Source organism: Lentzea sp. NPDC036955, assembly GCF_055608005.1.
On the sequence record NZ_JBVJRC010000015.1, the window covers coordinates 34,688 to 57,108 of the forward strand.

Sequence of the window (22,421 nt, forward strand, 5' to 3'; positions counted from 1 at the left end):
CGGGTGCAGTCCATTTATGAGAGCGCTCTCACGACCCGTGGACAAGCGGCCATTCGGACGAACGGCCACAAAGCGCGCTGGTGCCGCTACGTCTCGTTTGGACACGCGAGGTGCGCGGATCTTGCCGACGGCCCTCACTTCGCGTCCGCGTAGCACTCCACCGGCACGGCGTTCATCGGGAACCGCACCCGTGTGTCGCCGAACAGCAGCCGGGTCGCCGCCTGGCCCGCCTCCGCGATGGCCGCCACCACCCCGTCGACGTCGGCTGCCGGGCAGTGCACGAGGACCTCGTCGTGCTGGAAGAACACCAGCGCCGCCTCGCGCGGTAACCGGGTGCGCAGCACGCCGAGCAGGGCGGCCGTCCAGTCCGCGGCGCTGCCCTGCACCACGAAGTTGCGCGTGAAGCGGCCCCAGTTGCGGGCGGCCTGGCGGGAGGAGCTGGACACGTTGCCCGCGTCGTCGGCGCCGTTGACCAGGTCCTGCCACGACGCGGACGGTTCCGGGGAGGTGCGGCCGAGGCGGGTGCGCACCATGCGGCCCTGTTCACCTGCCTGGGCCGCGGCCTCCACGTAGCCGACCGCGACCGGGAAGCGCTTGCGCAGCACGGCGAGCAGCGGGCCGGCCTCGCCGGAGGTGCCGCCGTACATGGCGGAGAGCATCGCGATCTTCGCGCGGGGGCGTTCGCTCTTGAACGAGTCCGCGGCCAGTGCGGCGTACAGGTCGTCGTCGCCGCAGACGTCGATCAGCCTCTCGTCGCCGGACAGCGCGGCCAGGATGCGCGGCTCCAGCTGGGAGGCGTCGGCGGCCACCAAGCGCCAGCCGTCGTCCGCGCGCACCGCCTGGCGCAGCAGGCGCGGGATCTGCAGCGCCGCGCCGCCGCGGGAGGCCCACCGGCCGGTGACGACGCCGCCAACCACGTACTCCGGGCGGAACCGCCCTGCCGAGACCCACGTGTCGAGCCACGACCAGCCGTGCGCCGCCCACAGGCGCGCGAGCTCTTTGTACTCCACCAGCAACGCCACCGCGGGGTGGTCGACCTTCTTCAGCACCCAGCGCCGCGAGGACGACACCTCGATGCCCACGCGCTTGAACGCCCGCACGATGCTGGCCGGCGCGTCCGGGTTCACGTCGTAGCCGCCGAACGCCTCCCGGATCCGGTCAGCCAGCCCCTGCAGCACCTTCGGCCGCGCGCCGGGGCCGGGACGCGGGCCCAGTAGGTCCTCCAGCAGCGCGAGGTGCACGTCCTCCCGCCACGGCAGCCCGTGGTGGGTCATCTCCGCCGCCGCCAGCGCCGACGCCGACTCGGCCGCGATCAGCAGCGACAACGCCGGATTGCGTTGCTGCGCCTGGAAGACCAGCGACAGCGCGGCCAGCTCGTCGGTGCCGCCGGGCAGCTCCACCGGCTCCGGTTCGAACAACGTCAGCGCGACGTCCTTCTTGCGCGGGCCCACGTCCGCCGGCGCGGGCAGGCGCAACGCGCGCGCCACCGCCGCCGGCAGCTCGCGCGGTTCGCGGTGCCTGCCCTCGGCGCCCAGCAGCAGCGCCTCGGTCAGGTGCAGGTCCCAGCACCGGTCCACCCGCACGCCGGCCGCCAGCAGCGCGGGGTAGGCCTCCGCGGTGTCCGCCCACAGCCACCGCGGTCTGTGGGCGCGCTCCAGCGACGCGACGGCCGAGGCCAGTGACGGCGCTGACGTCGCGGGACCCGCCGGGGTCCCGTCGTCGTTCAGCTCCTGCCACCGCCCCGCGCCGTCCGCTTCGGGGACGAGGGAGACCAGCACGCCTCTGATTGTGCCCAGGGGGTCTGACAATTTCGGTCGAGCCGGCCATCTACACCGCCGTCAGCACCACAATTCCGTTGGAGTTCCTCCAAGCCAGCCAGCGAAGGAGTGAAGGAAAAACGCGAAGATTCCCCGATGGTGTGGTCTTGCTGTCCCTCACCTGACCACCGGCCGACTATGAAGCCGTGGATCGAGCACTCAGCGTCGCCGCACTGCTGGACCCCACCCACCAGGTGGTCCCCTTTCACGGCAGAGAACCCGAACTCGACGCACTCGTGGCGTGGCGCGACAGCCCCGTCCCGCAGGCGTCCCTGCTCGTGCACGCCCCGGCGGGCGCGGGCAAGACCCGGCTGCTCCAGCGGTTCGCGGAGCTGTGGGACGACGACGCGCACGGGCGGCTGCTGGTCCTCGACGACGCCGACCGCCGCACCTGGCAGCAGGTCTTCGAGCAGCTCCAGGACACCCTGCGGCACGGCCCGCAGCGCACCAGGGTGCTGCTGGCGAGCCGGATCACGGGCTGGTGGTGGTCCTCGACCCGCCAGCGCGTCGCCGACTTCGACCACGAGGTCACCGAGCTCGCGCTCCCGCCGAGCCCGGCCGACCGCGCCGAGTCGTTCACCCTCGCCTGCGAGCACTTCGCCAAGCAGCTCGGCGTCACCGCACCCGACGAACCACCGCCGAACATCGCCGACGAGACCACCCTCGACCTGCACATGGCCGCGCTCACCGCGGTGCACGGCGACCCGTGCGAGGTGAACCGCACCCAGCTCGTCCGCCAGCTCCTCCGGCGCGACAGCGGTCCACGCACCGGCCGCATCGCCGAGGACTACCTCGCCGTGGCCACCCCGGACTCCCCGGACCCCGACCTGCTCGCCCGCGCCGCCCTGCGCTGGCCCGCACTGCGGCCGCGGCTCGACCGGCTCGTCGCCGAGCACCCGGAGGTCGTCCGCGACATGGCCCGCGACAGCCTGCGCATCACCGCGGAGATCGGCTCCCGCGCCACGGCGGAGCACCTGGCCCGCCGGCTCTTCCGCGACGAGCGGTTCGCCACCGACGCCATCCCGTCGATGCTCACCCGCAGGCTGATCGAGGGCGCCGAGGACACCCTGGAACGCGCCGAGATGTACGGGATGCTCAGCGCCCGCACGATGGTGTGCGGGCTGCGGCACGAGTCCGTCGAGGCCTCCCGCCAGGAGGTCGAGTGCTACCGGGAGCTGGCGCGGCGGGACCCGGAGAACCGGCCGCTGCTCGCGGACGCGCTGGGGGACCTCGGCCTGCGGCTCATCAACGCCCAGCGCCGCGACGAGGTGCTGCAGGTTTCGGAGGAGGCCATCGGGCTGTGGCGCGAGATCGCGGAGGACGACCCGGAGACCATCCCGCAGCTCGCGTCCGCGCTGGAGCAGATCAGCTACCGCTACCAGGCGCTGCACCAGGACGAGGCGGCGATGACGGCGCTCAGCCGCGCCACCCTGCTCTTCCAGGAGCTGGCGAAGAACCACCCCTCGCTGTTCCGCGGCGACTACGCCAGGGTCGCCGCCGCGATGGCCCGCCGCTTCCACGCCGAGGGCGAGAAGCAGCACGCCGCCGAGTCGATGCAGCTGTCCATCGCGAACTGGCGGGTGCTCGCCCAGGAGGACCCGCGGTTCGAACCGGAGTTGGCCCGCAACCTCGCCATGGCCGGTGTGATGCTCACCGACCTGCGCCGCGCGGAGGCCGCGAGCGAGACGCTGCGGGAGGCCGTCGAGCTGTTCCGCCGGCTCGCGGTCGTCAACCCCGACACGTTCCGCTCGGAGCTGGCGGACGCGCTGACTCGGTACAGCAGGGCGGTGCACGAACTCGGCGACCCGGACGCGCGGCTGGTCGCCCAGGAGGCCGTGATGCTGTGGCGCGAGACGGACGACCGCAAGGGCCTCGGCACGGCGCTGCTCACCGTGGTGCACGTCGCGGACGACCTGCACGCGGCGGAGGAAGCCGTTGCGGTGCACCGGGAACTGGTCGCGCGGGACCTGGTGTGGAACCAGGTCGACCTGGTGCTCGCCCTCGCCGTCCTCACCGAGCAGGAGCTGCTGCACGACCGGCACGAGGAGGCGCTGCGGCACGCGGACGAGTTCCTGGAGATCTGCGACCGCCTGCCGTCGCAGCTCATCGACTTCTTCGGCACGAAACTGGCACCGGGTCTGCAACCGGTGGTCCGCGCACTGTCCGAAGCGGACCACCACGTCCGCGCGCTGCGAGCATCGGAGTTCGCGCTCGGCGTGTGGCGGGTGCTGATCCCGAAGACCGGACCGGTCGCCCACCTCGCCGCGCTCCAGCAGCACGCGTGCAAGCTCCGTGCCGCGGAACGGAAGGAGGAGGCCAGGAACACCGCGCACACCGCGATCGTGCTGTGGCACCTGCTCGGACCGGAGCTGGACGAACAACCGGGGTACGCCGACGCGCTCACCATCTACAGCAGGCTGTGCGTGGAGACCGGGTTCGAGGTCGACAAGGCGCTCCGGCTCGCCCACCGCGCGGTGCGCATCGCACGCGAGGTGGGCGACGAGGCGAAGCTGGAGTTCGCGCTGGAGACGGCAGCCGCGGCCGAGAGCGCGCTCAGCTGGTCGTGAGCAGCGACCGCACGAAGAACGCCACGTTGGCGGGGCGCTCGGCGAGCCGGCGCATGAAGTAGCCGTACCACTCGTCGCCGTACGGCACGTAGACGCGCATCCGGTTGCCCTCGGACGCGATGCGCCGCTGCTCCTCCGGCCGGATGCCGTACAGCATCTGGAACTCGTAGGTGTCCTTCGACCGCGCGGACGCGAGGTCGGCGGCGATGGCGATCAGCCGCGGGTCGTGCGAGGCCACCATCGGGTAGCCGGCGCCCTCCATCAGCACCTTGAGGCACCGCACGTACGACAGGTCGACGTCGTGCTTGTCCTGGTACGCAACGGAAGCGGGCTCCTGGTAGGCGCCCTTGCACAGCCGCACGCGGGAACCGGCGTGCGCGAGATCGCGGCAGTCCTGCTCGGTGCGCTTCAGGTAGGCCTGCAGCACCGCACCCACCCACGGGAAGTCCACCCGCAGCTCGCGCAGGATGCCCAGCGTCGAGTCGGTGGTGGTGTGGTCCTCCATGTCGAGCGTCACGGTCGTGCCGACGACGGCGGCCGCGGCGCAGATGCGGCGGGCGTTCTCCAGCGCGATCTTCTCGCCGTCCACCGGCAGCGACTGGCCGACGGCCGACAGCTTGACCGACACCTCGGCGCCGTCGGTGAGCCCGTGCCGCTCCAGCTGCGCCAGCAGCGTCAGGTACGCCTCGACGGTGTCGTTCGCCTGCGACTCCTCGACGGTGTCCTCACCGAGGTGGTCCAGCGTGACCAGGCGGCCGTCACCGAGCACCTCGGCGGTCGTGTGGATCGCGGAGGAGACGTCGGCACCGGCGACGAACCGCTCGACGACGGGCCGGGTCAGCGGCGTCGACTCGACGAGCTTGCGGGTACCCGCGCTGCGGGACGCCAGGAGGAGGCTGGAGCGCAACATGGTTCACGTCCTCGGGGTGTGAGAGGTGAGGGGAACGTCGAAGTGCTTGTGGCGCAACGACGTTCCCCTCACTCAGGAGGGCCTGGTCTAGCCCTGGTGCGGGTGGAGGTGGGAGGTGGGGGCCACGAACGTCTCCTTGATGGAGCGCGGGCTCACCCAGCGGAGCAGGTTGTGGACCGACCCCGCCTTGTCGTTCGTGCCGGACGCGCGGCCGCCGCCGAAGGGCTGCTGGCCGACGACGGCACCGGTGGGCTTGTCGTTGACGTAGAAGTTGCCCGCGGCGAACCGCAGCTCCTCCTGCGCGTGCGCCACGGCGGCGCGGTCACGGGCGATGATCGAGCCGGTGAGGCCGTACGGCGCCGCGCTCTCCATCTGCTTGAGCACCGTCGCGTAGTCGGCGTCCTCGAAGACGTGGACCGCGAGCACCGGGCCGAAGAACTCGGTGGTGAACACGGAGTTCGACGGGTCGGAACCGAGCAGCACGGTGGGCCGGACGAAGAAGCCGTCCGAGTCGTCCGCGGTGCCGCCGGCGGCGATCTCCAGCGAGGAGTCCGCCCGCGCGGCCTGCAGCACGCCCGACAGCTTGTCGAACGAACGGCGGTCGATCACCGCGCCACCGAAGTTCGAGAAGTCGGTGACGTCGCCGTAGGTCAGGGCCTCGACCTCGGCCAGGAACTGGTCCTTGATCTTGTTCCACACCGAGCGCGGCACGTAGGCGCGCGACGCGGCGGAGCACTTCTGGCCCTGGTACTCGAAAGCACCGCGGATCATAGCCACGCGCAGCACGTCAGGGTCGGCCGACGGGTGCGCGAGGATGAAGTCCTTGCCGCCGGTCTCGCCGACGATCCGCGGGTACGAGCGGTAGTTCGCGATGTTCGCGCCGACCTGCGCCCACAGCTTCTGGAACGTCGCGGTGGAGCCAGTGAAGTGGATGCCCGCGAGGTCGGGGGAGCTCAGCGCGACCTCGGAGACGGCCAGGCCGTCACCGGGCAGCAGGTTGATGACGCCGGGCGGCATGCCCGCCTCCTCCAGCAGCCGCATGGTGAGGTGCGCGGCGAACGACTGGGTCGGCGACGGCTTCCACAGCACCACGTTGCCCATCAGCGCGGGCGCGGTCGGCAGGTTGCCGGCGATGGCGGTGAAGTTGAACGGCGTGATCGCGTAGACGAAGCCCTCCAGCGGGCGGTGGTCCGTGCGGTTCCACACACCGGGGGAGGAGATCGGCTGCTCGCTCAGCAGGTTGCGGGCGAACTGCACGTTGAAGCGCCAGAAGTCGATCAGCTCGCAGGCCGAGTCGATCTCCGCCTGGATCGCGGTCTTCGACTGGCCGAGCATGGTCGCGGCGTTCAGCGTCTGCCGCCACGGGCCGGCGAGCAGGTCGGCGGCGCGCAGCAGGATCGCCGCGCGGTCGTCGAACGACATCGCGCGCCACGCAGGGGCGGCCTCGCGGGCCGCGCGCAGGGCGTCGGTGGTGTCCTGCTGGGTCGCGCCGGCGAGGGTGCCGAGGACCGAGCGGTGGTTGTGCGGCTGGACGACGTCGAACCGCTCGCCGCCACCCATGCGCTGCTCGCCACCGATGGTGAGCGTCAGCTCGAGCGGCTCCTTCTGCAGCTCGGTCAGCTTGGCCTGCAGCTCGGCGCGCTCCGGGGTGCCGGGGGCGTACTGCAGGACCGGCTCGTTGACCGGGGCGGGAACCTGGGTGACCGCGTCCACTCGCAACTCCTCGTCGAATCGTCGGTGCCCCAACCGTAAGTCCGGTCAAGCCGTCATCCGTTGTCCGACCAACCAAATTTCACCAGTTCAGATGTACGATCCGACAGTGTTGAAGTGCACGCGGGGAGCTTTCGTACCCCAGGAGGGAACGCGGGGCCCCCGCGTGCCGGAGCAGCAGCAGCGGCGGGGGTGGGGCGGGGATGAGTTTGCGGCACATCCTGATCGCGCTCGGTGACCCGCTCGTCGAGCTGCAGGTCGCGCCCCACGGCCTGGAGGTCGACGTGCGCGACGTCGTGATCATGGACCCGGACGACCCGCCGGACGTGGCGGCGGGGGACCTCGCGCTGGTCATCGGCGTACGTGGCCGAGCGGCGTTGCCGCTGGTCAAGGCTGCCGGACGGGCGAAGGCCGCCGCCGTCGCCGTAAAAGAGAGCTCGCCGGCGCTCGAACAGGCGGCGACGGACGCGGGCGTGGCGTTGCTGGAGGTCAGGCCCGAGGTGCGGTGGGCGCACCTGGAGTCGTTGGCCAAAGGCGTGCTCACGACGACGACCGACGACGGCGAGGTGCTCGGCGACCTGTTCGCGCTCGCGCAGACGATCGCCACCCTCACCGGCGGCATCGTCAGCATCGAGGACACCGCGAGCCGCGTGCTGGCCTACTCGCGGTCGTCCGACGAGGTCGACGAGCTGCGCCGGCTGTCGATCCTCGGCCGCCAGGGGCCGGAGCCGTACCTGAAGATGCTGCGCGAGTGGGGCGTCTACAACCTGCTGCGGTCAGGCGAGGAGGTCGTGCGCATCGACGAACGCCCCGAGCTCGGCATCCGCCGCCGCATCGCCGTCGGCATCCACGCGGGGTCGCAGCCGCTCGGCACGATCTGGGTGCAGGAGGGCGACCAGCCGCTCACCGCCCAGGCCGAACGCGCACTGCTCGGCGCCGCCCGCGTCACCGCCCCGCACCTGATCCAGCAGCGCAACCAGCCCACGTCCCGGTTCCGGGAGAACCTCCTCGCCGCCCTGCTCACCGGCCGGATGGACGCGGCCACCGTCGCCGGCCAGATCGGCGCCGACCCCGGCAAACCCGCCGCGGTGGTGGTCTTCGCGCTCAGGAGCGCCGAGGGCGACCGCAGCGAGCACGAGCTGCGCAGAGCCGAGATGACCGGCCTGATCTCCGTGCACGCGGCGGCGTACCGGCGCAGCGCGCTGGTCAGCGAGTCCGGCGGCCGCACCTACGTGCTGCTGCCCGACCTCGCCCCGAACGCGCAGCTGCTGAACCTCACCCGCGAGATCGTCACCACGGCCCGCCGCCACCTGCACACGGCGGTGCAGGCGGCGGTCGGCTCGACGGTGGCCACGCTCGACGAGGTGCGGGTGTCACGGCAGGAGGCCGAACGCGTGCTCGACGCGATGGCCCGCGACCTCGACGCCGAGGTCGCCACGCTCGCCGACGTGCGCTCGCAGGTGCTGGTGAGCGAGATCCTCGCGCTGCTGCAGGACAACCCGAGGATTCGCGACCCCCGCATCGACGCGCTGGACCCGGAGCTCGCGAAGTCGCTGCTCGCCTACCTCGACGCGCTGGGGGACGTGCGGGCCGCGGCGGACCGGCTGCACGTCCACCCGAACACGCTGCGGTACCGGCTGCGGCGGATCGACCTGGACCTGGACGACCCGCTGGTGCGCCTGATCGCCCAGCTTCAGCTCAGGATGCGGTAGAGCAGCGCCCGTTCCGCGATCGTCCACGTCGTCGTGGTGAGCAGGTACAGCCCGGCGGCCAGCGGCAGGTAGGCCGCGACCAGGATCGTGCCGAACGGCAGCACCTTCACCAGCCCGGTCATGAACCCCGGCGCGGGCGCGGCGGTCAGCTGCGACCGCTGCCACCGCACGGTCAGGTACGCCACCACGGCCAGCGCCGCGAACAGCGCGAAGAACACCCACGCGAAGCCGGTGGTGAAGTGCGAACCGAGCGAGACGCCGAACAACGTGCCCTCCAGCAACGGGTTCGGCGTGGTGACGACCTGGTAGACGACCATGAAGAACGGGGCCGTCGCGAGCATCGGCAGCAGTCCCGCGAACATCGAGACGCCGTTGCTCTGGTAGACCTTCTGCGACTCCTCCGAGAACCGCACCAGGTCCTTGCCGTACTTCTTCTGCAGCTCCCGGATCTCCGGCGCGAGCTTGGCCTTGGCCTTCTCCCCGCGCACGGCGGCGCGGTACAGCGGGTGCAGCGCGAGCCGCACGACGATGGTGAACAGGACGATGGCGAGCGCGGGCGTGCCGAAGCTCGCCAGGGCAGCGCCCAGGTCAGCGAACAAGGGTTCTTTCTCCGTCTTGAGTCGGGTGTGCGGGACGTGTCAGAACGTCCGGCACCCCGGTGCTCGGGGACGGGGCCGACCAGCGGTGTCGGGGTTGCGCAGCCGCAGCTGCGCCGATCGTTCGGCGCGCTCCCGGATCGCGAGCGACCGGGCCGGTGCCACCGACCGCGGCACGAGCGCGACGACGACGAGCAACGCGAGCGCCAAGGCGGTCACGGCCGCGACGACCTCGGTCGGCGAGGACAGCAGCGTGAACGCGTAGAGAGCGGGCAGGAAGACGGCGAGCAGCAGCACCGCCCGATTCCTGGTCTCCTGCCGCATCATGTTCCCGAGTGTACGGCCACGGCGGGGGCGCGGTCCCGGGAACGCCGCGTGGAGCAGGGACGGGTCACGACTCGACGAGGCCCGGCCGGTCGGGGTGGTCGTAGCGCACGACCAGGTCGGCCACCGGCTCGTAGTCGTCGAACGCGGGCAGCGTCCACTGCTCGGCGGTCTTGCGGCGCAGCGCTCCCGGCGAGAGCCACAGGTGCACGGTCAGCTCCGCGGGCAGCCACCGGTCGAGCAGCAGGGTGCCGTCGACCAGCACCACGCCGTTCTCCGGCACGTCCACGTACTCCGCGCGGCTGGCCCGGTCGGTGGCGGCGTTCCACAGCGACGGCAGCACCTTGCCGTCCAAGGCCGGGTCGAGCACCTCGCGTTGCAGACCGGCCAGGTCGAACCAGTCGTGCCGGTAGGAGTACGGGTCGGTGCGGCCGTGCTCCAGCCGCACCGACGCCGGTCGCAGGAAGTCCTGTGTGGACACGCGCTGGACGGAACGGCCCGTGGCGCGCAACGGTTCCACGAGCGCGTCGGCGAGCTTGCCCGGTTCGGCGGCGGGAGCGCCGTCGAGGAGCACGCGCACCCGGCCGTCCAGCGCGGTGACGCGGGAGACGATCTCGGCGACCAGGGTGTCGTGGGAGAGCGGCCGGACCTTCATCGCCACCCCGGTGACGGCGCCCAGTCCGCCCAGGCCGTGTCCCACCAGATCTCACCGGACGCCAGCATCTGCTCGATCTTCACGCCCTCCGCGCGGATCGCCTCGGCCTCCGCCGCGGAGTACTTGCCGGCCGCCACCTGCTCCTCGAACTCGTCGAGGTCGCGCTGCTGCCACGTGCCGTCGGGCGCCATGGTGTAGTCGAGCGCGTGGTCGAGGGTCTCGAAACCGTCGGCCGTGCGCCGGTAGGGCGCCTGCAGGTTCAGGTAGTAGTTGCCGAAGCGGCGGTCCTCGCCGTGCCAGAACAGGTCGACCGAGTAGGCGTCGTCCGGGCGGTGCAGCATGAGCTTGCCGTGGCCGCGCCAGAAACCGCGTTCCGGCCGGTCCCACGGGTGCGGGTGGTGGTGCTCGGGGTAGGTGAGCGGGGTGCCCGGCTCCACGAACACCGCGAGCAGCCCCGGCTCGTCGACCACGACCCTGGTCGGCATCTCCGACCAGACCCTGCCGTGCAGCACCTCCCGCCGCACGACCACCTCACCCGGCGTGAACAACCTCATGCGCCGAACTTACGTGATCACGCTCGGCCGCGTCCCTCGCCATCATGCGCCGCTTGAGCGCGGGAACGGCGTTCGTGACGCGCAGGACCGTGCGGAACATCGCGAGCACGACCCGGCCGATCACGGGCCTGTGCAGCATGCCGGTGCCGTCCATCTGCTCACGCGAGGCGAGCACGGCCTTGAACCCGTACTCCACCATCTCGGTCTCGTACTCACCGATGGCGGTGACCACGTCCTTGCCGCGGTGGGCCTCGGTGAGCTTGCGGGTCAGCAGCTCCGCGTCGCGCAACGCGGTGTTCGCGCCGATGCCGCGGCCCGGCGTCATGAGGTGCACGGCGTCACCGATCAGCGTGACGTTGCTCGGCTTCCACGGCCGCACCGGCTCCGACGTGCGGACCTTGATCCGGAACACGGTCCGCGGGTCGGCCAGCCGGAAGAGCTCGCGCAGGTTCGGGTGGAACTTCGGCGTCATCCCCAGCACGACCTGCTTGAGCTGCTCCTGGTCCAGCCCGTCGAGCTCGGGGAACTTGTCGTGTGCCGCCGCGTAGCCCCACATGATGTAGTCGTCCTCGACGCCCGCGGTGTCGAAGCGCATGACGTGCAGGATCACGAACGAGCCGCGCGGGCCGTGGAGCAGCGTCACGGCCCGTTCCGCCTGCGGTGGCAACAGCGCCAGGTTCTCCGGGGTGAGCGGCAGCTTGCCGGCGATCGAGGTGATGCCGGTGTCGGAGATCCGCGCGTGCGGCAGGTACTGCTTGCGCAGCTTCGACTGCGCGCCATCGGCTCCGACGAGCACGTCACCGGTCTCGGAGGTGCCGTCGGCGAAGAACGCGGTGACCGAGCCGTCGTCGTTGCGGCTGAAGCGGGTGAACGCCTTGTCGAACCGCACGACGTCCTCCAGCCCGGTCAGCAGCGCGGTCCGCATCGCGATGCGGCTCACCGACTTCTCGCTGCGGGACTCGTCGCTCTGCTCGGGCAGTTCCGCGACCAGCAGCTCGCGGTACTTCTCGGTGCGCATGTTGATCAGCTTCGGCGGCCGGGCCGTGGTGCGCACGAACTCGGCGAACACCTCCTCGGGTAAGCAGCTGTGCAGCGCCTTGCTGCCGTCCGGGCTGATCCCGACCCGGTAGCCGATCAGCATGCTGCGCGGCGTGCGGTCGCGTTCGAACAGCGCCACGTCCACGCCGGCCTTCTTCAGCCCGTGTGCCAGGCACAGGCCACCGGTCCCCGCTCCGATGATGAGTACGCGCATGACTTCCCCCTCAACCAAGTATCTTAGTTGAGAAGATATTCATGTGCTGAGAGTCTTGTCAATCGTCCTGGTTGAGCCTCCGCAGCCGGGCGGTCGTGATCGCGACCCGCACGTCGTTCGGCGGCAACAGCCTGACCAGCTGTTCCATCGCCTCGGCGTCGTGCTCACCGGAGTCGGTCTGGACGAACGTCCACAGCGCGTTCGCGTCACCGCGCGACAGCACGGCCCGGCGCACACCGCTCGCCAGGTCGTCGCGCTCGGCCAGCACGACCGGCGCTTCGGAACGGGGGAGCAGCGTGCCGCGGTAGCGGGAGGCGGCCAGCGGGACGTCACCGTTGCGGAGGGCGGCGCGCACGGCCAGGAAGTCGGCCTCCACGTGCGCGGTCAGCCGGTACGGGCGGGTCGCGAGCACGCCGGCGCCCAGCTGCGCGCGCAACCGGTGCAACTCCGCACGAACGGTCGTCGGGTTGCCGCGCTCGCCGTAGAGCCGCAACGCGAGCTGGTCGGCGGTCAGGCCGCCGTGCACCGTCAGCGCGCACAGGATCTCCGCGTGCCGCAACGAGATCGGCACCTCGCGGGCGTCCAGCACCACCTTCGGTTCGGGCAGCAGGAACGACAGCGACAGCACCGAACGGCGCACGAGCCGCTGCCGGGGAACGCGCAGCAGGTACCCGTGGGCGAGCGGTTCCAGCACGGCGTCACGGCCGTCGGGCAGCCGCACCCGGTCCGACGACACGTCGACGCGCGGTGGCACCAGCCCGTACGGCTCGGCGGCGACGACCCGGCCGGTCGGGCTGAGCAACGCGCCCGGCTCACCGCGCAACGCGACCAGGTGCCGCATGTTGCGCGCCCGCAGCTCCTCGTCCTGGGCGCTCATCCTGGCCAGCAGCGCCGACTCGGCGAGCCGGGCGGAGGCCGACACCAGCGCCACCATCGACGGGTGCATCGTCTCCATCGGACCGCTCAGGTCGACGACGCCGATCACCTCGCCGGTGTCCGGGTCGCGCACCGGGCTCCCCGCGCACGTCCAGTGGTGGTAGGTGCGCACCAGGTGCTCCGCGGAGTGGACGGTGACGCTGGAGTTCACCGCGAGCGCGGTGCCCATCGCGTTCGTCCCCGCCGCGTCCTCCGACCAGAGCGTCCCCGCGCCCAGGCCGACGTCCTCGGCGTAGGAGCGGGTCGGGTGGGAGCCCTCGCACCACAGGATGTGGCCCTGGGCGTCCGCGACCACCATGATGTGCCTCGCCTCCTCGGCGAAGCCCAGCAGCGTCTCGCGCAGCACCGGCAGCGTCGGGTGCAGCGGGTGCCGTTCACGCAGGTCCGGCAGCTCGTCCTGGGCGAACACCGTCGGCGCGGTGTGCAGGTCGGGGTTCACGTTGGCCGCGAGTGACCGCTGCCACGACGCCGAGATGACGGAGCGTGGCGAATCGGCCGTGCGAGTGCCACTCAACACGGCATCTCTGACCCGGCTGAGCAACAGTGCGTGTTGCCGGTGGTCGGCGGTCACTGGTCCATCCACGGCTTGCAACGAGCATGCAACGTTCTGCTGCCTACTTTCTCATTTCCCCCACCTCAGGCGATCGGTGGGCCATCTTCCGCAGGGAGTCGAGAATGACGCAGTACGCGGCACCGGGGCAGCCCGGCAGCGTGGTCGCGTACCGGCCCAGGTACGACCACTTCATCGGCGGCGACCACGTGCCACCCGTCGCCGGCGAGTACGCCGAGAACGTGACGCCGGTGACCGGCGAGGTGTTCACGGAGGTCGCGCGCGGCACCGACGCCGATCGCGCCCGTGCGCTGCACTCGGCCGGCGGTGCCGCACAGGCCTGGGGGCGCACCACGGCACGGGAGCGCGCCACGGTCCTGGGTGAGATCGCCGACCGGGTCGAGGAGCACGCCACCGAGCTGGCCGTCGCGGAGACGTGGGACAACGGCAAGCCGGTGCGCGAGGCGCTGGTCAACGACGTCCCGATGCTGATCGAGCAGTTCCGCCAGGTCGCCGCCGTCATCCGCACCGAGGTCGGCACGGTCGAGCAGCTCGGCTGCGGCACCACCGACTACCGCACCCACCAGCCCGTCGGCGTGGTGCAGCGCAGGCTCGGCTGGGCGTTCCCGCTGCTGCACGCCGCCCGCGTGCTCGCCCCCGCGCTCGGCGCCGGGAACACCGTGGTCCTGGAGCCCGCGCTGCAGACGCCCGCGTCGGTCCACGTGCTCATGGACGTGATCGCCGACCTGCTGCCACCCGGTGTGGTGAACGTGATCACCGGATCTGATGACCACCCGGCGGTCGCCGGCCGCTGCCCGAACATCTTCTTCGCCGACGTCACCGCCCAGCGCGACGACTTCCTCGACAAGGCGCTGGAGGGCTTCGCGATGTTCGCGGCCAACCAGGGCCAGGTGGCCACGGCCCCGTCCCGCGCGCTGGTCCAGACCGCGGGCTACGAGGAGCTGCTGCACCTCGCGACCGAACGCACCCGGCAGCTGCGCACCGGCAACCCCCTCGACACCGACACGGTGGTCGGCGCCGTGGTGTCGCTGGCCCAGCGCGACCGCGTGCTCGCCTACGTCGCCCGCGGCAGGGCCGAGGGCGCCCGCCTGGTCACCGGCGGCGAGGCCTCCGGCCACTACGTCCAGCCGACGATCTTCGAGGGCGACCACCGCTCCGGCGTGTTCGCCGACGACGTGCTCGGCCCGGTCGTGTCGGTGACCAGGTTCGACGACCGCGACGACGCCGTGAAGATCGCCAACGAGGCCACCGCCCAGATCGGCGCCGGCGTCTGGTCCCGCGACGTCGTGCTGGCCCACCGCCTCGGCCAGGAGCTGCGCGCGGAACGGGTCTGGGTGAACAACTACCACGCGTACCCGGCGAACACCGCGGTGCTCGCCGAGTACCGGCGCGTGAAGCACCTGCTGGTCAGCTACACCGACCGCGCGCAGGGCTACTTCTGACCGCTCACTTGCGCCAAGGCACCTGGGGGGAGGCGTAGTAGCCGATGCCCATCGCCTCCCACCGGGGTGCCTGCGCGCCCAGCCGCGGCGCGAACCGCTCCCAGTCGTGGACCGAGGCGGGTGCCCAGCCGAGCTCGGCCACCACGGGCAGGCGCGGGAACGCCATGTGCTCGATGTCGGCCGTCGTCCGCAGCGTCTCCGTCCACAGTGGAGCCTCGACGCCGCGGACACTGGCCTCGCCGACGCCGTCGAGGTACGCGCCGGGGTTCCAGCTGTAAGCGTCCTTCACCTCGACGTACCCGGCCCAGCTGAGGCCGAGTGCGGTGTTCTTGTCGTACTTCATGTCGAGGTAGACCCGGTTCGCCGGCGACATGAGCACCTTGTTGCCGCGCTGGGCCGCCGCGGCCACGTCCGCGTTGGTCGTCTTGGTGCCCCAGAACTGCGGGACGACGGAGGTGTCGGTGGTGGTCTTGACGAACTCGTGCCAGCCGACGGTGGTCTTGCCGTACTTCTTCACGATCGGCAGCGCGCGGTCCATGAACGTCTGGTAGTCCGCGTCGGAGGTCGAGTGGGCCTCGTCGCCGCCGAGGTGGAAGTACGGACCGGGCGTGATCGCCGAGACCTCGCGGACGACGTCCTCGACGAACCGGTACGTGACGTCGTTGTTGATGCACAACGACGAGAAGCCGACCTCGATGCCGGTGTAGAGCGGCCGCTTCTGGCCGTCGCAGTTCAGCTCGGCGTAGCTCGCCTGGGCGGCGTTGGTGTGACCAGGCATGTCGAACTCGGGGATCACCGTGATGCCGCGCGACGCCGCGTGCGCGACGAGGTCCTTGTACTGCTGCTGCGTGTAGTAGAGCTTGCCGGTGCGGCCGCCGACCTCGGTGCTGCCGCCGATCTTCGTCAGCTCGGGCCACGACTTGATCTCCAGCCGCCACCCCTGGTCGTCGGACAGGTGGAGGTGGAAGTAGTTGATCTTGAACGTGGCGAGCTGGTCGACGTAGCGCTTCACCTGGTCGGTGGTGAAGAAGTGACGGCTGACGTCGAGCATCGCGCCGCGGTGGTGGTAGCGCGGGAAGTCCGTGATGCTCGCGCCCCTGACCTGCCACGGCCCGGGCTGCTTCCGCTTCGCCTCCGCCTTGGCGGGCAACAGCTGGCGCAACGTGGCCACGCCGTTGAAGTGGCCGGCCGCCGTGTTGGCGCGGATGACCACCTGCCTCGGCGTCACGTCGAGCTGGTAGCCCTCGGGACCGACCTTCCGGTCGGCGCCGCCCGCGAAGACGATCCCGGTGTGGCCGAGCCGGTCGGTGACCGGCAGGCGGAAACCGGTGGAGGGCCGCAGGGTGTCGGCCAGGAGCTCGGCGGGTGCGGCGGCGTGCCGCGTGGTCACCTGGATCTTGGCGGACGGCGACAGCGTGAACACGCCGGGACGCGCGGTCAGCTGGGCGGGGTGCGGAACGAGCTGCGGGGGCGGTGGGGCTGCGTCGGCGGTACCGGTCACCAGGACTCCAGATGCGGCGATCAGCACGGCCGCCAGGGCGGATTTGGCTCGATGTCGTGCCACGACTCGTCCTCCAGGGCAGGGAGCGAAGTGGCGGCGGCGCTGGGGATCACGGTTTCAGCGCCCGGCCGGGATGTCAAGGTCCAGACCAATTGTGCCGGTTCCCGGAGGCTTGCGCGAACGGGCCGGGGGCGGGACGTCCCGTCCCCGGCCCGACCCTGAATCCCTGCGGTCTAAGGGTGTTCCTTCGACAGCTTGTGCCACAGAGCCGGAAGCGCCGCCTCCGTCCGGTGGGCGAGTTCCACCTCCTGCCCGTACAGCAGCCCGAACGTGAACCCGTTGTCGTCGCCCCGTCCCAGCTCCAGCAGCACCGGCCGGGCCACGACGGAGTCCTGGTGGTCGCCGAGCAGGGTCTGCACCTCCTTGGCGCGCTTGCGCAGGGCCGTGGCGTGCTTGCCGAGCGCGGGTTCGGCGACCTCGGCGGAGTAGCGCAGGCGCTTCGCGGCCTTGCGGGCCTCGTGCAGGGGCGTGTCGCTGTCGTCGGTGGCGAGGGCGGTCTTGATGCGGGCGTCCAGGCGGTGGCGGGCCTTCTCCACGAGCTTGGGCAGGACGTCCTTGGCCCTGCCCGCGGCGAGCGGGGTGAGCGGGGGATCGGTGAGCAGGGTGTCGATGGAGTTCAGCAGGGCGAAGTAGCGCTCGTCGTCGAGGGCGGCGACGGAGGCCTCGTGCGCGGCGGCCTCGCGCGGGGCGAAGTGGCGGGTGAGGCGTGCGGCCACGTCACCGAGGGCCAGCTCCGGCGGGAGGGCGTGCAGGGCCTGCTCGAAGCGCGTCCGCAGCACCTCCAGGTCACGGGAGGTGCCCAGGACGCCCGCGAGCCACTTCAGCTCGTCGGTCAGGGTGCGGGTGGCGTCGCGGTCGACGACCTTGCCGAACGCCTGCAGTGCCGAGCGCATGCGGCGGGTGGCGACGCGCATCTGGTGCACGGCGTCGTCCTCGCTGCGGCGCACGCGCGGGTCCTCGTTCTGCAGGGCGGCGCGTTGCTCGTGCAGGTAGGCGAGGACGACGTCCCCCGCCGTGGACTTCTTCGTCACGCGCGGTATCGGGTCGCGCTTGACGCCGATCACCTGCGAGAGCTTCGAGGAGGACGACGAGCGGTGGATGCCCGCGTCGCCCAGGTGCTGTTCGACGGTGTCGAGCAGGGCGCGGTCGCCGGTGCCGAGCTCGACCTCGATCTCGCGCCACGAGGTGGTGCGGGTGGACGAACCCATGGTCTGGGCGGTCACCACGTCGTCGACGACCTCGGCCAGCATCTCGCCGTCGCCGTTGGACAGCTGCCAGCGGCGGCGGTTCGTCTTGATCTGCGCCACCGGCGCCAGGGACGAGCCGCGGGTGTGGGCGCGCACCAGGGACGTGAGGTCCTTCGGCGGTGTCTTCACGGCGCGGCCGAGCGGGGCGTGCAGCTCCTGGCGCGAGTCGGTGCCGGCGGGCAGCTTGAGGTGCCAGCCCTCGTCGTGACCGCCGACGCGCCTGCGCAGGGTCACGCCGGCGCGGGCGAGGCGGTAGTCGTCGGTGTCGAAGTAGGTGGCTTCGAGGTCGAACTCCTCGGGGCCCGTCACGACACCGGTGATCTCGGTGAGGTCCGGCAGACTCGCGTCCGATGGGGCCTCGTACTTGCGTTCGGTCTCGGTAGCAGAGGTCGCCATTTCCCATTCATACCCCGCTTCGGCCCAGTTCACCCGCGTCGTGACGGTGGGTGAGGGCGCGTGCCTCGGCCGGGCGGAAGCGGTACTCGATGGCGTGCAATCAGGAGTACGCGCCTTGGCCGGTCGGGCACCGTCCGGTTCGCTGGTCGCGTGCCCACGGAGAAGGAACGCCTCGACGTCGTCGAACCGCAGGTCGCCACGCTGATCAGCCACGTCGGCCAGCTCGCCGCGGAGCTGGAGCGGGTGACGGCGCGGCTCACGGCGCTGGAGCGCAGGCTGTCCGGTGCCGGCGACGGCGCGCTGGTGGACCTCGACGCGGTCGCCGACGACATCGCGCCGCTGGTCAGTGCGCTGCGGACGGCGTGGGACGCGGAGCAGGAGCTCCTCGCCGACCCGATGCGGGTCGAGCTGCGCCGGGAGGTGCTGGAGTTCGAGGGCCTCAAGGCGCGCCGCGACGAGGCCCGCTCCAGGCTCGCCAGCGGACGGGTGCCGCGCTTCGAACGCGACGCCCTCAGCCACGAGGTGCGCCAGGTGGAGTGGCTGATCCACGCCAACGAGGCCAGTGCGCTCCGCGCGGCCGAACGGCTGGCGGCCGACGAGGAGGCCGTCGGCGAGGAGTGGCGCACCGAGGCCGTGCGCGCGGGCGAGAAGGCCCGCGCCGAGATCAGGGACGCCGCCGCCCGCCGCATCTCCGACGCGCTCGGGCAGTACGCGCGGATGCCGGTGTGGTTCCGCGTCGGCCTGGGCGAGATCACCGCGCCGGACCCGTCGTTCTGGCTGGAGTCGGCGATCGCGGTCCTCGCCTACCGGCTGGAGTACGGCGTCACCGACGCGGTCTCGCCGCTGGGCACGCCGCCGTCCGCGAGCAGCGGCACCGAGGCGTGGGTGCGCCGGGCCGACGTCCACGCCGACGTCGCCGACCGGCTCGCGACGCTGGCCGCCACGTTCCACCTCCAGTAGCCTTGCTGCAACCGCACGGTTGCAGGAGGGCTCCGCAGGGTGAAGCAGGACGATCAGGACCGGGTCAGCGAGGTCCTCGCCGCGCTCGCGGACCCCATGCGCCGCCAGGTCCTCGACCTCGTCGCCGCCCGCGGCCCGGTGTCGGCGTCGGCGCTCGCGGGCGAGCTCCCGGTCAGCCGCCAGGCGATCGTGAAGCACCTGGCCGTGCTCGAACGCGCCGAGCTGGTGACGTCGCGGCGGGCCGGCCGGGAGAACTGCTTCTCGGTCCGGTCCGACGCGCTCGACGCCACCGCCTCCTGGATGGCGTCGCTGGCCTCGCAGTGGGACAGCCGCCTCGCCAGGCTCAAGCGGATCGCTGAGGCATGAGGTTCCCGCCGACCATCGTGGCCAGCACGGGGATGTCGGCGATCGCGTCGCTGGTGCGCGGGTCGTCGCCGAGCACCACGAGGTCGGCGAGCTTGCCAGGGGCGAGGCTGCCCAGCACGTCCTCCTTGCGGCACGCGTAGGCGCTGCCGAGCGTGTACGCGCGGATCGCCTCCTCGACGCTGATCGCCTCGTCCTGACCGACCGCGCGACCGCCGGACGACCGCCGCCGCACCATGAACTCGATGCCGCGCAACGGTGCGCCGTCCGCGACCGGCCGGTCGGAGCTGCCCGCCACGGTGATGCCGTGGTCGAGGAACGACCGCCCGCGGTACAGCCAGGGCGCCCGGCCCGGTCCCATGATCTCGCTGTAGTCGTCGCCGTAGGCCCACAGGAACGTCGGCTGGACGACGGGGATCATCCCGAGGGCCGCGATCCGCCCGAGCTGTTCGGGACGCACCAGGCCGCAGTGCTCGACCCGGTGCCGGGCGTCCGGGCGCGGTCGTGCGGACTGCGCCCGCGCCACCGCGTCGAGGGTGAAGTCGATCGCACGGTCGCCGATCGCGTGGACCGCGAGCTGCCACCCGGCGTTGTGCGCGTCGGCGATCGCCGCCCGCATGAGCTCCTCCGGCTCGGCGAGCTGCCCGACGTTGTCGCTCCCGGCGTACGGCTCGGTCAACGCGGCCGTGCGCGCGATCATGCCGCCGTCGGTCCACAGCTTCATGGCGCCCAACGACAGCATGTCGTCGCCGAACCCGGTGCGCAGCCCGAGGTCGATCGCCCGTGCGATGCCATCGGCCGGATCGGCGGCCACGTCGTGCAGCACGTGTGCGGACACCATGAGCTGCACCCGGATCGGCAGCTCGGCCCGTTGGTAGGCCAGGGCCTCCAGCGGGCTCGACGCGATCAGCCCGGCGCCGATGCCCGCCTCCGCGCACATCGTCACGCCCTCGGCCAGCACCTGCTCCGCACTGCGCCGCAGCTCGTCGACGACCTCGTCGACCGAGTAGGGCAGCCGCAACGACCGCGCGGCCAGCTGTTCGTTCTCGGTCAGCCAGCCGTCGCTCGTGATGCCCGGCAGCCGGCGCAGCACGGCGGAGTTCACGACGCACGCGTGCCCGGACAGGTCGGCCACGTACACCGGCCGGTCGCCGCTGATCGCGTCGAGGTCCACCGCGGTCAGCGGGCGGTCCATGATCCGCCGGTCGTAGCCGGACGCCTCGATCCACGCCGTGCCGGGTGCGTCGGCCAACGCGTGCTGCACGGCGGCGACGGTGTCCAGCCCGGTCACGTCGACGGTGCGCCGGCCGTTCCACGCCAGGTGCGTGTGCGCGTCGATGAAACCGGGCAGCACCACGGCGCCGCCGAGGTCGATGGTCTCGGCCGCCGACAGGTCCTCGACCTGCTCGTCCAGCCCGGCGATGCGGCCCTGCCAGATGCCGATCGTGTGCGCGGCGGGGCGGGCCGGGTCCATCGTGAGGGCCCGGCAGCCCGTCAGCTTCAGGTCGAGTCTCACGCGGTCGCGAGGACCGGCACGGGGGTGTTGGTCAGCACGGAGTCCAGGATCTCACCTGACCGCACCGCGACGTTGGACAACAGCGACGACGTGATGCCGTGCGAGTGCTCGGTGCCGCCCTGGACGTAGATGCCGCCGCGCAACGACGTCCGCACGCGGTAGTCCCGGCCCACGACCAGCCGCCCCGCGGCGTCACGGGCGCACGCCGCGTCGAGCGCACCGAGGGCGGGCGCGGCCTCGTCGTAGCCGGTTGCGAGCAGCACCAGGTCGGTGTCGAGGAACTCCTGCTCGCCGGTGACGAGCGACTGCACCACGGCACGAGCGCCGGTCGCGGACTCCTCGACCGCCACGAGCCGGGTCATGTTCATCATCTTCAGCCGCTCGGTGCCGAGCACCTTCTCCCGGTAGGTGGTCCGGTACAGCTGGGCGATGAGGTCGACGTCGACCACGGAGTAGTTGGTGTTGCGGTGGTAGTCCATCAACCGCTGCTTCACCGCGTCCGGCGCGTCGAAGTAGTGGTCGACGGCCTCCGGGTCGAAGATCCGGTTCGCGAACGAGCTGTCGTCGGCGGGGCTGTAGCCGTAGCGGGAGAACACCGAGCAGATCTCGGCACCGGGGAACTCGCGGTGCAGGTGGGCGACCGCTTCCGCCGCGCTCTGCCCGGCACCCACGACGACAAGGCGCTTCGGGTCCTTGAGCTCACCGACGCGGTGCAGGAACTGGCTGTTGTGCCACACGCGGTCCGACAGCACGACGCCCTCGGGAACGGTCGGGCGCAGACCCGTGGCGAAGACGAGGTTGCGGGCGCGGTAGACGTCACCCGTGGCGGTCGTCACCTCGAACAGGTCGTCCTCGACCGCTTCCACGCCAACGGCTTCCGCGTCGTAGGTGACCAGGTCGTCGACCTGCGCGGCGGCCCACTCGAAGTAGTCGTGGAACTCGACCCGCAGCGGGAACAGGTTCTTGTGGTTGACGAAGTCGACGAGCCGGCCGCGGTCCTTGAGGTAGCACAGGAACGAGAAGCGGCTGGTCGGGTTCCGCATGGTGACCAGGTCCTTGAGGAACGAGACCTGCATCGTGGCGTCGTCGAGCAACATGCCGCGATGCCAGCCGAACGCCTGCTGGCGTTCCAGGAACACCGCGGTGACAGGGGTTTCGGCCTGCTCGTTGTGCTCGGTGAGAGCGATGGCGAGCGCCAGGTTGGAAGGTCCGAACCCGATGCCGACGACGTCGTAGATGGGGTGCACGAGCATTCAACTTAGGGCAGCCTAAGCTTATCTGCAAGCACTTCGTTAGGTTAGCCTGACCGTATCTCACCGCGTCGAAGGAGGA

Annotated in this window: 18 protein-coding genes; 5 read left to right on the forward strand and 13 right to left on the reverse strand. The window is 71.5% G+C overall.

Annotated elements, in window-relative coordinates:
- Positions 1-134 precede the first annotated feature (134 nt).
- Positions 135-1,778, reverse strand: a complete 1,644-nt coding sequence (locus ACZ7CF_RS38170; RefSeq protein ID WP_470372112.1) for a bifunctional 3'-5' exonuclease/DNA polymerase — start codon at positions 1,776-1,778, stop codon at positions 135-137.
- 185 nt (positions 1,779-1,963) lie between these two features.
- Between ACZ7CF_RS38170 and ACZ7CF_RS38175 the strand changes: the two genes are divergently transcribed.
- Positions 1,964-4,384, forward strand: a complete 2,421-nt coding sequence (locus ACZ7CF_RS38175) for a hypothetical protein (protein WP_458434018.1) — start codon at positions 1,964-1,966, stop codon at positions 4,382-4,384.
- Here ACZ7CF_RS38175 and ACZ7CF_RS38180 read toward each other — a convergent pair.
- The gene (locus ACZ7CF_RS38180; RefSeq protein WP_360400900.1) at positions 4,371-5,294 is read right to left on the reverse strand and encodes a proline dehydrogenase family protein; all 924 of its coding nucleotides are present in this window, start codon (positions 5,292-5,294) and stop codon (positions 4,371-4,373) included. The genes ACZ7CF_RS38175 and ACZ7CF_RS38180 overlap by 14 nt on opposite strands.
- Before the next feature lie 87 nt (positions 5,295-5,381).
- Positions 5,382-7,007 (reverse strand): L-glutamate gamma-semialdehyde dehydrogenase, encoded by a 1,626-nt coding sequence (pruA, locus tag ACZ7CF_RS38185; protein ID WP_470372113.1) that lies wholly within the window; start codon positions 7,005-7,007, stop codon positions 5,382-5,384.
- 200 nt (positions 7,008-7,207) lie between these two features.
- Here pruA and ACZ7CF_RS38190 point away from each other — a divergent pair, with 200 nt between their 5' ends.
- Positions 7,208-8,716 carry a PucR family transcriptional regulator gene (locus ACZ7CF_RS38190; RefSeq protein ID WP_470372114.1) on the forward strand — a complete coding sequence of 503 codons (1,509 nt, stop codon included), beginning with the start codon at positions 7,208-7,210 and terminating at the stop codon, positions 8,714-8,716.
- Here the strand turns inward: ACZ7CF_RS38190 and ACZ7CF_RS38195 are convergent.
- The 6 genes from ACZ7CF_RS38195 to ACZ7CF_RS38220 form a co-directional block, all read right to left on the reverse strand.
- Positions 8,698-9,315, reverse strand: coding sequence for a YidC/Oxa1 family membrane protein insertase (locus ACZ7CF_RS38195; protein ID WP_470372115.1), 618 nt, complete (start codon positions 9,313-9,315; stop codon positions 8,698-8,700). The genes ACZ7CF_RS38190 and ACZ7CF_RS38195 overlap by 19 nt on opposite strands.
- Before the next feature lie 39 nt (positions 9,316-9,354).
- Positions 9,355-9,639, reverse strand: coding sequence for a DUF6412 domain-containing protein (locus tag ACZ7CF_RS38200; protein WP_470372116.1), 285 nt, complete (start codon positions 9,637-9,639; stop codon positions 9,355-9,357).
- 64 nt (positions 9,640-9,703) lie between these two features.
- Entirely contained in the window at positions 9,704-10,291 is a 588-nt protein-coding gene (locus ACZ7CF_RS38205) for a nucleoside/nucleotide kinase family protein (RefSeq protein WP_360401014.1), read from the reverse strand.
- Entirely contained in the window at positions 10,288-10,845 is a 558-nt protein-coding gene (locus ACZ7CF_RS38210; protein WP_360400885.1) for a DUF402 domain-containing protein, read from the reverse strand. The genes ACZ7CF_RS38205 and ACZ7CF_RS38210 overlap by 4 nt, the downstream gene beginning before the upstream one ends.
- Entirely contained in the window at positions 10,823-12,097 is a 1,275-nt protein-coding gene (locus ACZ7CF_RS38215; protein WP_360400882.1) for an FAD-dependent oxidoreductase, read from the reverse strand. Before ACZ7CF_RS38215 ends, ACZ7CF_RS38210 begins: the two co-directional genes overlap by 23 nt.
- 58 nt (positions 12,098-12,155) lie before the next feature.
- The gene (locus tag ACZ7CF_RS38220; protein ID WP_360400879.1) at positions 12,156-13,550 is read right to left on the reverse strand and encodes a GAF domain-containing protein; all 1,395 of its coding nucleotides are present in this window, start codon (positions 13,548-13,550) and stop codon (positions 12,156-12,158) included.
- A gap of 158 nt (positions 13,551-13,708) precedes the next feature.
- On the opposite strand from ACZ7CF_RS38220, the gene ACZ7CF_RS38225 reads away from it, so the two are divergent.
- A complete protein-coding gene (locus tag ACZ7CF_RS38225) occupies positions 13,709-15,046 on the forward strand; it encodes an aldehyde dehydrogenase family protein (RefSeq protein WP_458434014.1) in 1,338 nt (445 codons plus the stop codon).
- A gap of 4 nt (positions 15,047-15,050) precedes the next feature.
- Here the strand turns inward: ACZ7CF_RS38225 and ACZ7CF_RS38230 are convergent, their stop codons facing one another.
- Both ACZ7CF_RS38230 and ACZ7CF_RS38235 read right to left on the reverse strand, forming a co-directional pair.
- Positions 15,051-16,610 (reverse strand): beta-N-acetylhexosaminidase, encoded by a 1,560-nt coding sequence (locus ACZ7CF_RS38230; RefSeq protein WP_470372117.1) that lies wholly within the window; start codon positions 16,608-16,610, stop codon positions 15,051-15,053.
- A gap of 170 nt (positions 16,611-16,780) precedes the next feature.
- Positions 16,781-18,250 carry a CYTH and CHAD domain-containing protein gene (locus tag ACZ7CF_RS38235; protein ID WP_470372118.1) on the reverse strand — a complete coding sequence of 490 codons (1,470 nt, stop codon included), beginning with the start codon at positions 18,248-18,250 and terminating at the stop codon, positions 16,781-16,783.
- Positions 18,251-18,400: 150 nt separating this feature from the next.
- Here ACZ7CF_RS38235 and ACZ7CF_RS38240 point away from each other — a divergent pair, with 150 nt between their 5' ends.
- Together ACZ7CF_RS38240 and ACZ7CF_RS38245 are read left to right on the forward strand one after the other, a co-directional pair.
- Positions 18,401-19,210 (forward strand): hypothetical protein, encoded by an 810-nt coding sequence (locus ACZ7CF_RS38240; protein WP_360400867.1) that lies wholly within the window; start codon positions 18,401-18,403, stop codon positions 19,208-19,210.
- Positions 19,211-19,249: 39 nt separating this feature from the next.
- A complete protein-coding gene (locus ACZ7CF_RS38245; protein ID WP_360400864.1) occupies positions 19,250-19,576 on the forward strand; it encodes an ArsR/SmtB family transcription factor in 327 nt (108 codons plus the stop codon).
- Here ACZ7CF_RS38245 and ACZ7CF_RS38250 read toward each other — a convergent pair.
- Complete coding sequence (locus tag ACZ7CF_RS38250) at positions 19,554-21,089, reverse strand: amidohydrolase (protein WP_470372119.1); 1,536 nt, start codon at positions 21,087-21,089, stop codon at positions 19,554-19,556. The genes ACZ7CF_RS38245 and ACZ7CF_RS38250 overlap by 23 nt on opposite strands.
- On the reverse strand, positions 21,086-22,342 hold the full coding sequence (locus tag ACZ7CF_RS38255) for a lysine N(6)-hydroxylase/L-ornithine N(5)-oxygenase family protein (RefSeq protein WP_470372120.1): 1,257 nt from the start codon (positions 22,340-22,342) through the stop codon (positions 21,086-21,088). Before ACZ7CF_RS38255 ends, ACZ7CF_RS38250 begins: the two co-directional genes overlap by 4 nt.
- Positions 22,343-22,421: the final 79 nt, after the last annotated feature.

Bases quoted from the DNA above. Each gene is read 5' to 3' on its own strand.
- ACZ7CF_RS38180 (WP_360400900.1), bottom strand. From the start codon at position 5,294: ATGTTGCGCTCCAGCCTCCTCCTGGCGTCCCGCAGCGCGGGTACCCGC.
- ACZ7CF_RS38190 (WP_470372114.1), top strand. From the start codon at position 7,208: ATGAGTTTGCGGCACATCCTGATCGCGCTCGGTGACCCGCTCGTCGAG.
- ACZ7CF_RS38200 (WP_470372116.1), bottom strand. From the start codon at position 9,639: ATGATGCGGCAGGAGACCAGGAATCGGGCGGTGCTGCTGCTCGCCGTC.
- ACZ7CF_RS38205 (WP_360401014.1), bottom strand. From the start codon at position 10,291: ATGAAGGTCCGGCCGCTCTCCCACGACACCCTGGTCGCCGAGATCGTC.
- ACZ7CF_RS38210 (WP_360400885.1), bottom strand. From the start codon at position 10,845: ATGAGGTTGTTCACGCCGGGTGAGGTGGTCGTGCGGCGGGAGGTGCTG.
- ACZ7CF_RS38215 (WP_360400882.1), bottom strand. From the start codon at position 12,097: ATGCGCGTACTCATCATCGGAGCGGGGACCGGTGGCCTGTGCCTGGCA.
- ACZ7CF_RS38225 (WP_458434014.1), top strand. From the start codon at position 13,709: ATGACGCAGTACGCGGCACCGGGGCAGCCCGGCAGCGTGGTCGCGTAC.
- ACZ7CF_RS38235 (WP_470372118.1), bottom strand. From the start codon at position 18,250: ATGGCGACCTCTGCTACCGAGACCGAACGCAAGTACGAGGCCCCATCG.
- ACZ7CF_RS38255 (WP_470372120.1), bottom strand. From the start codon at position 22,342: ATGCTCGTGCACCCCATCTACGACGTCGTCGGCATCGGGTTCGGACCT.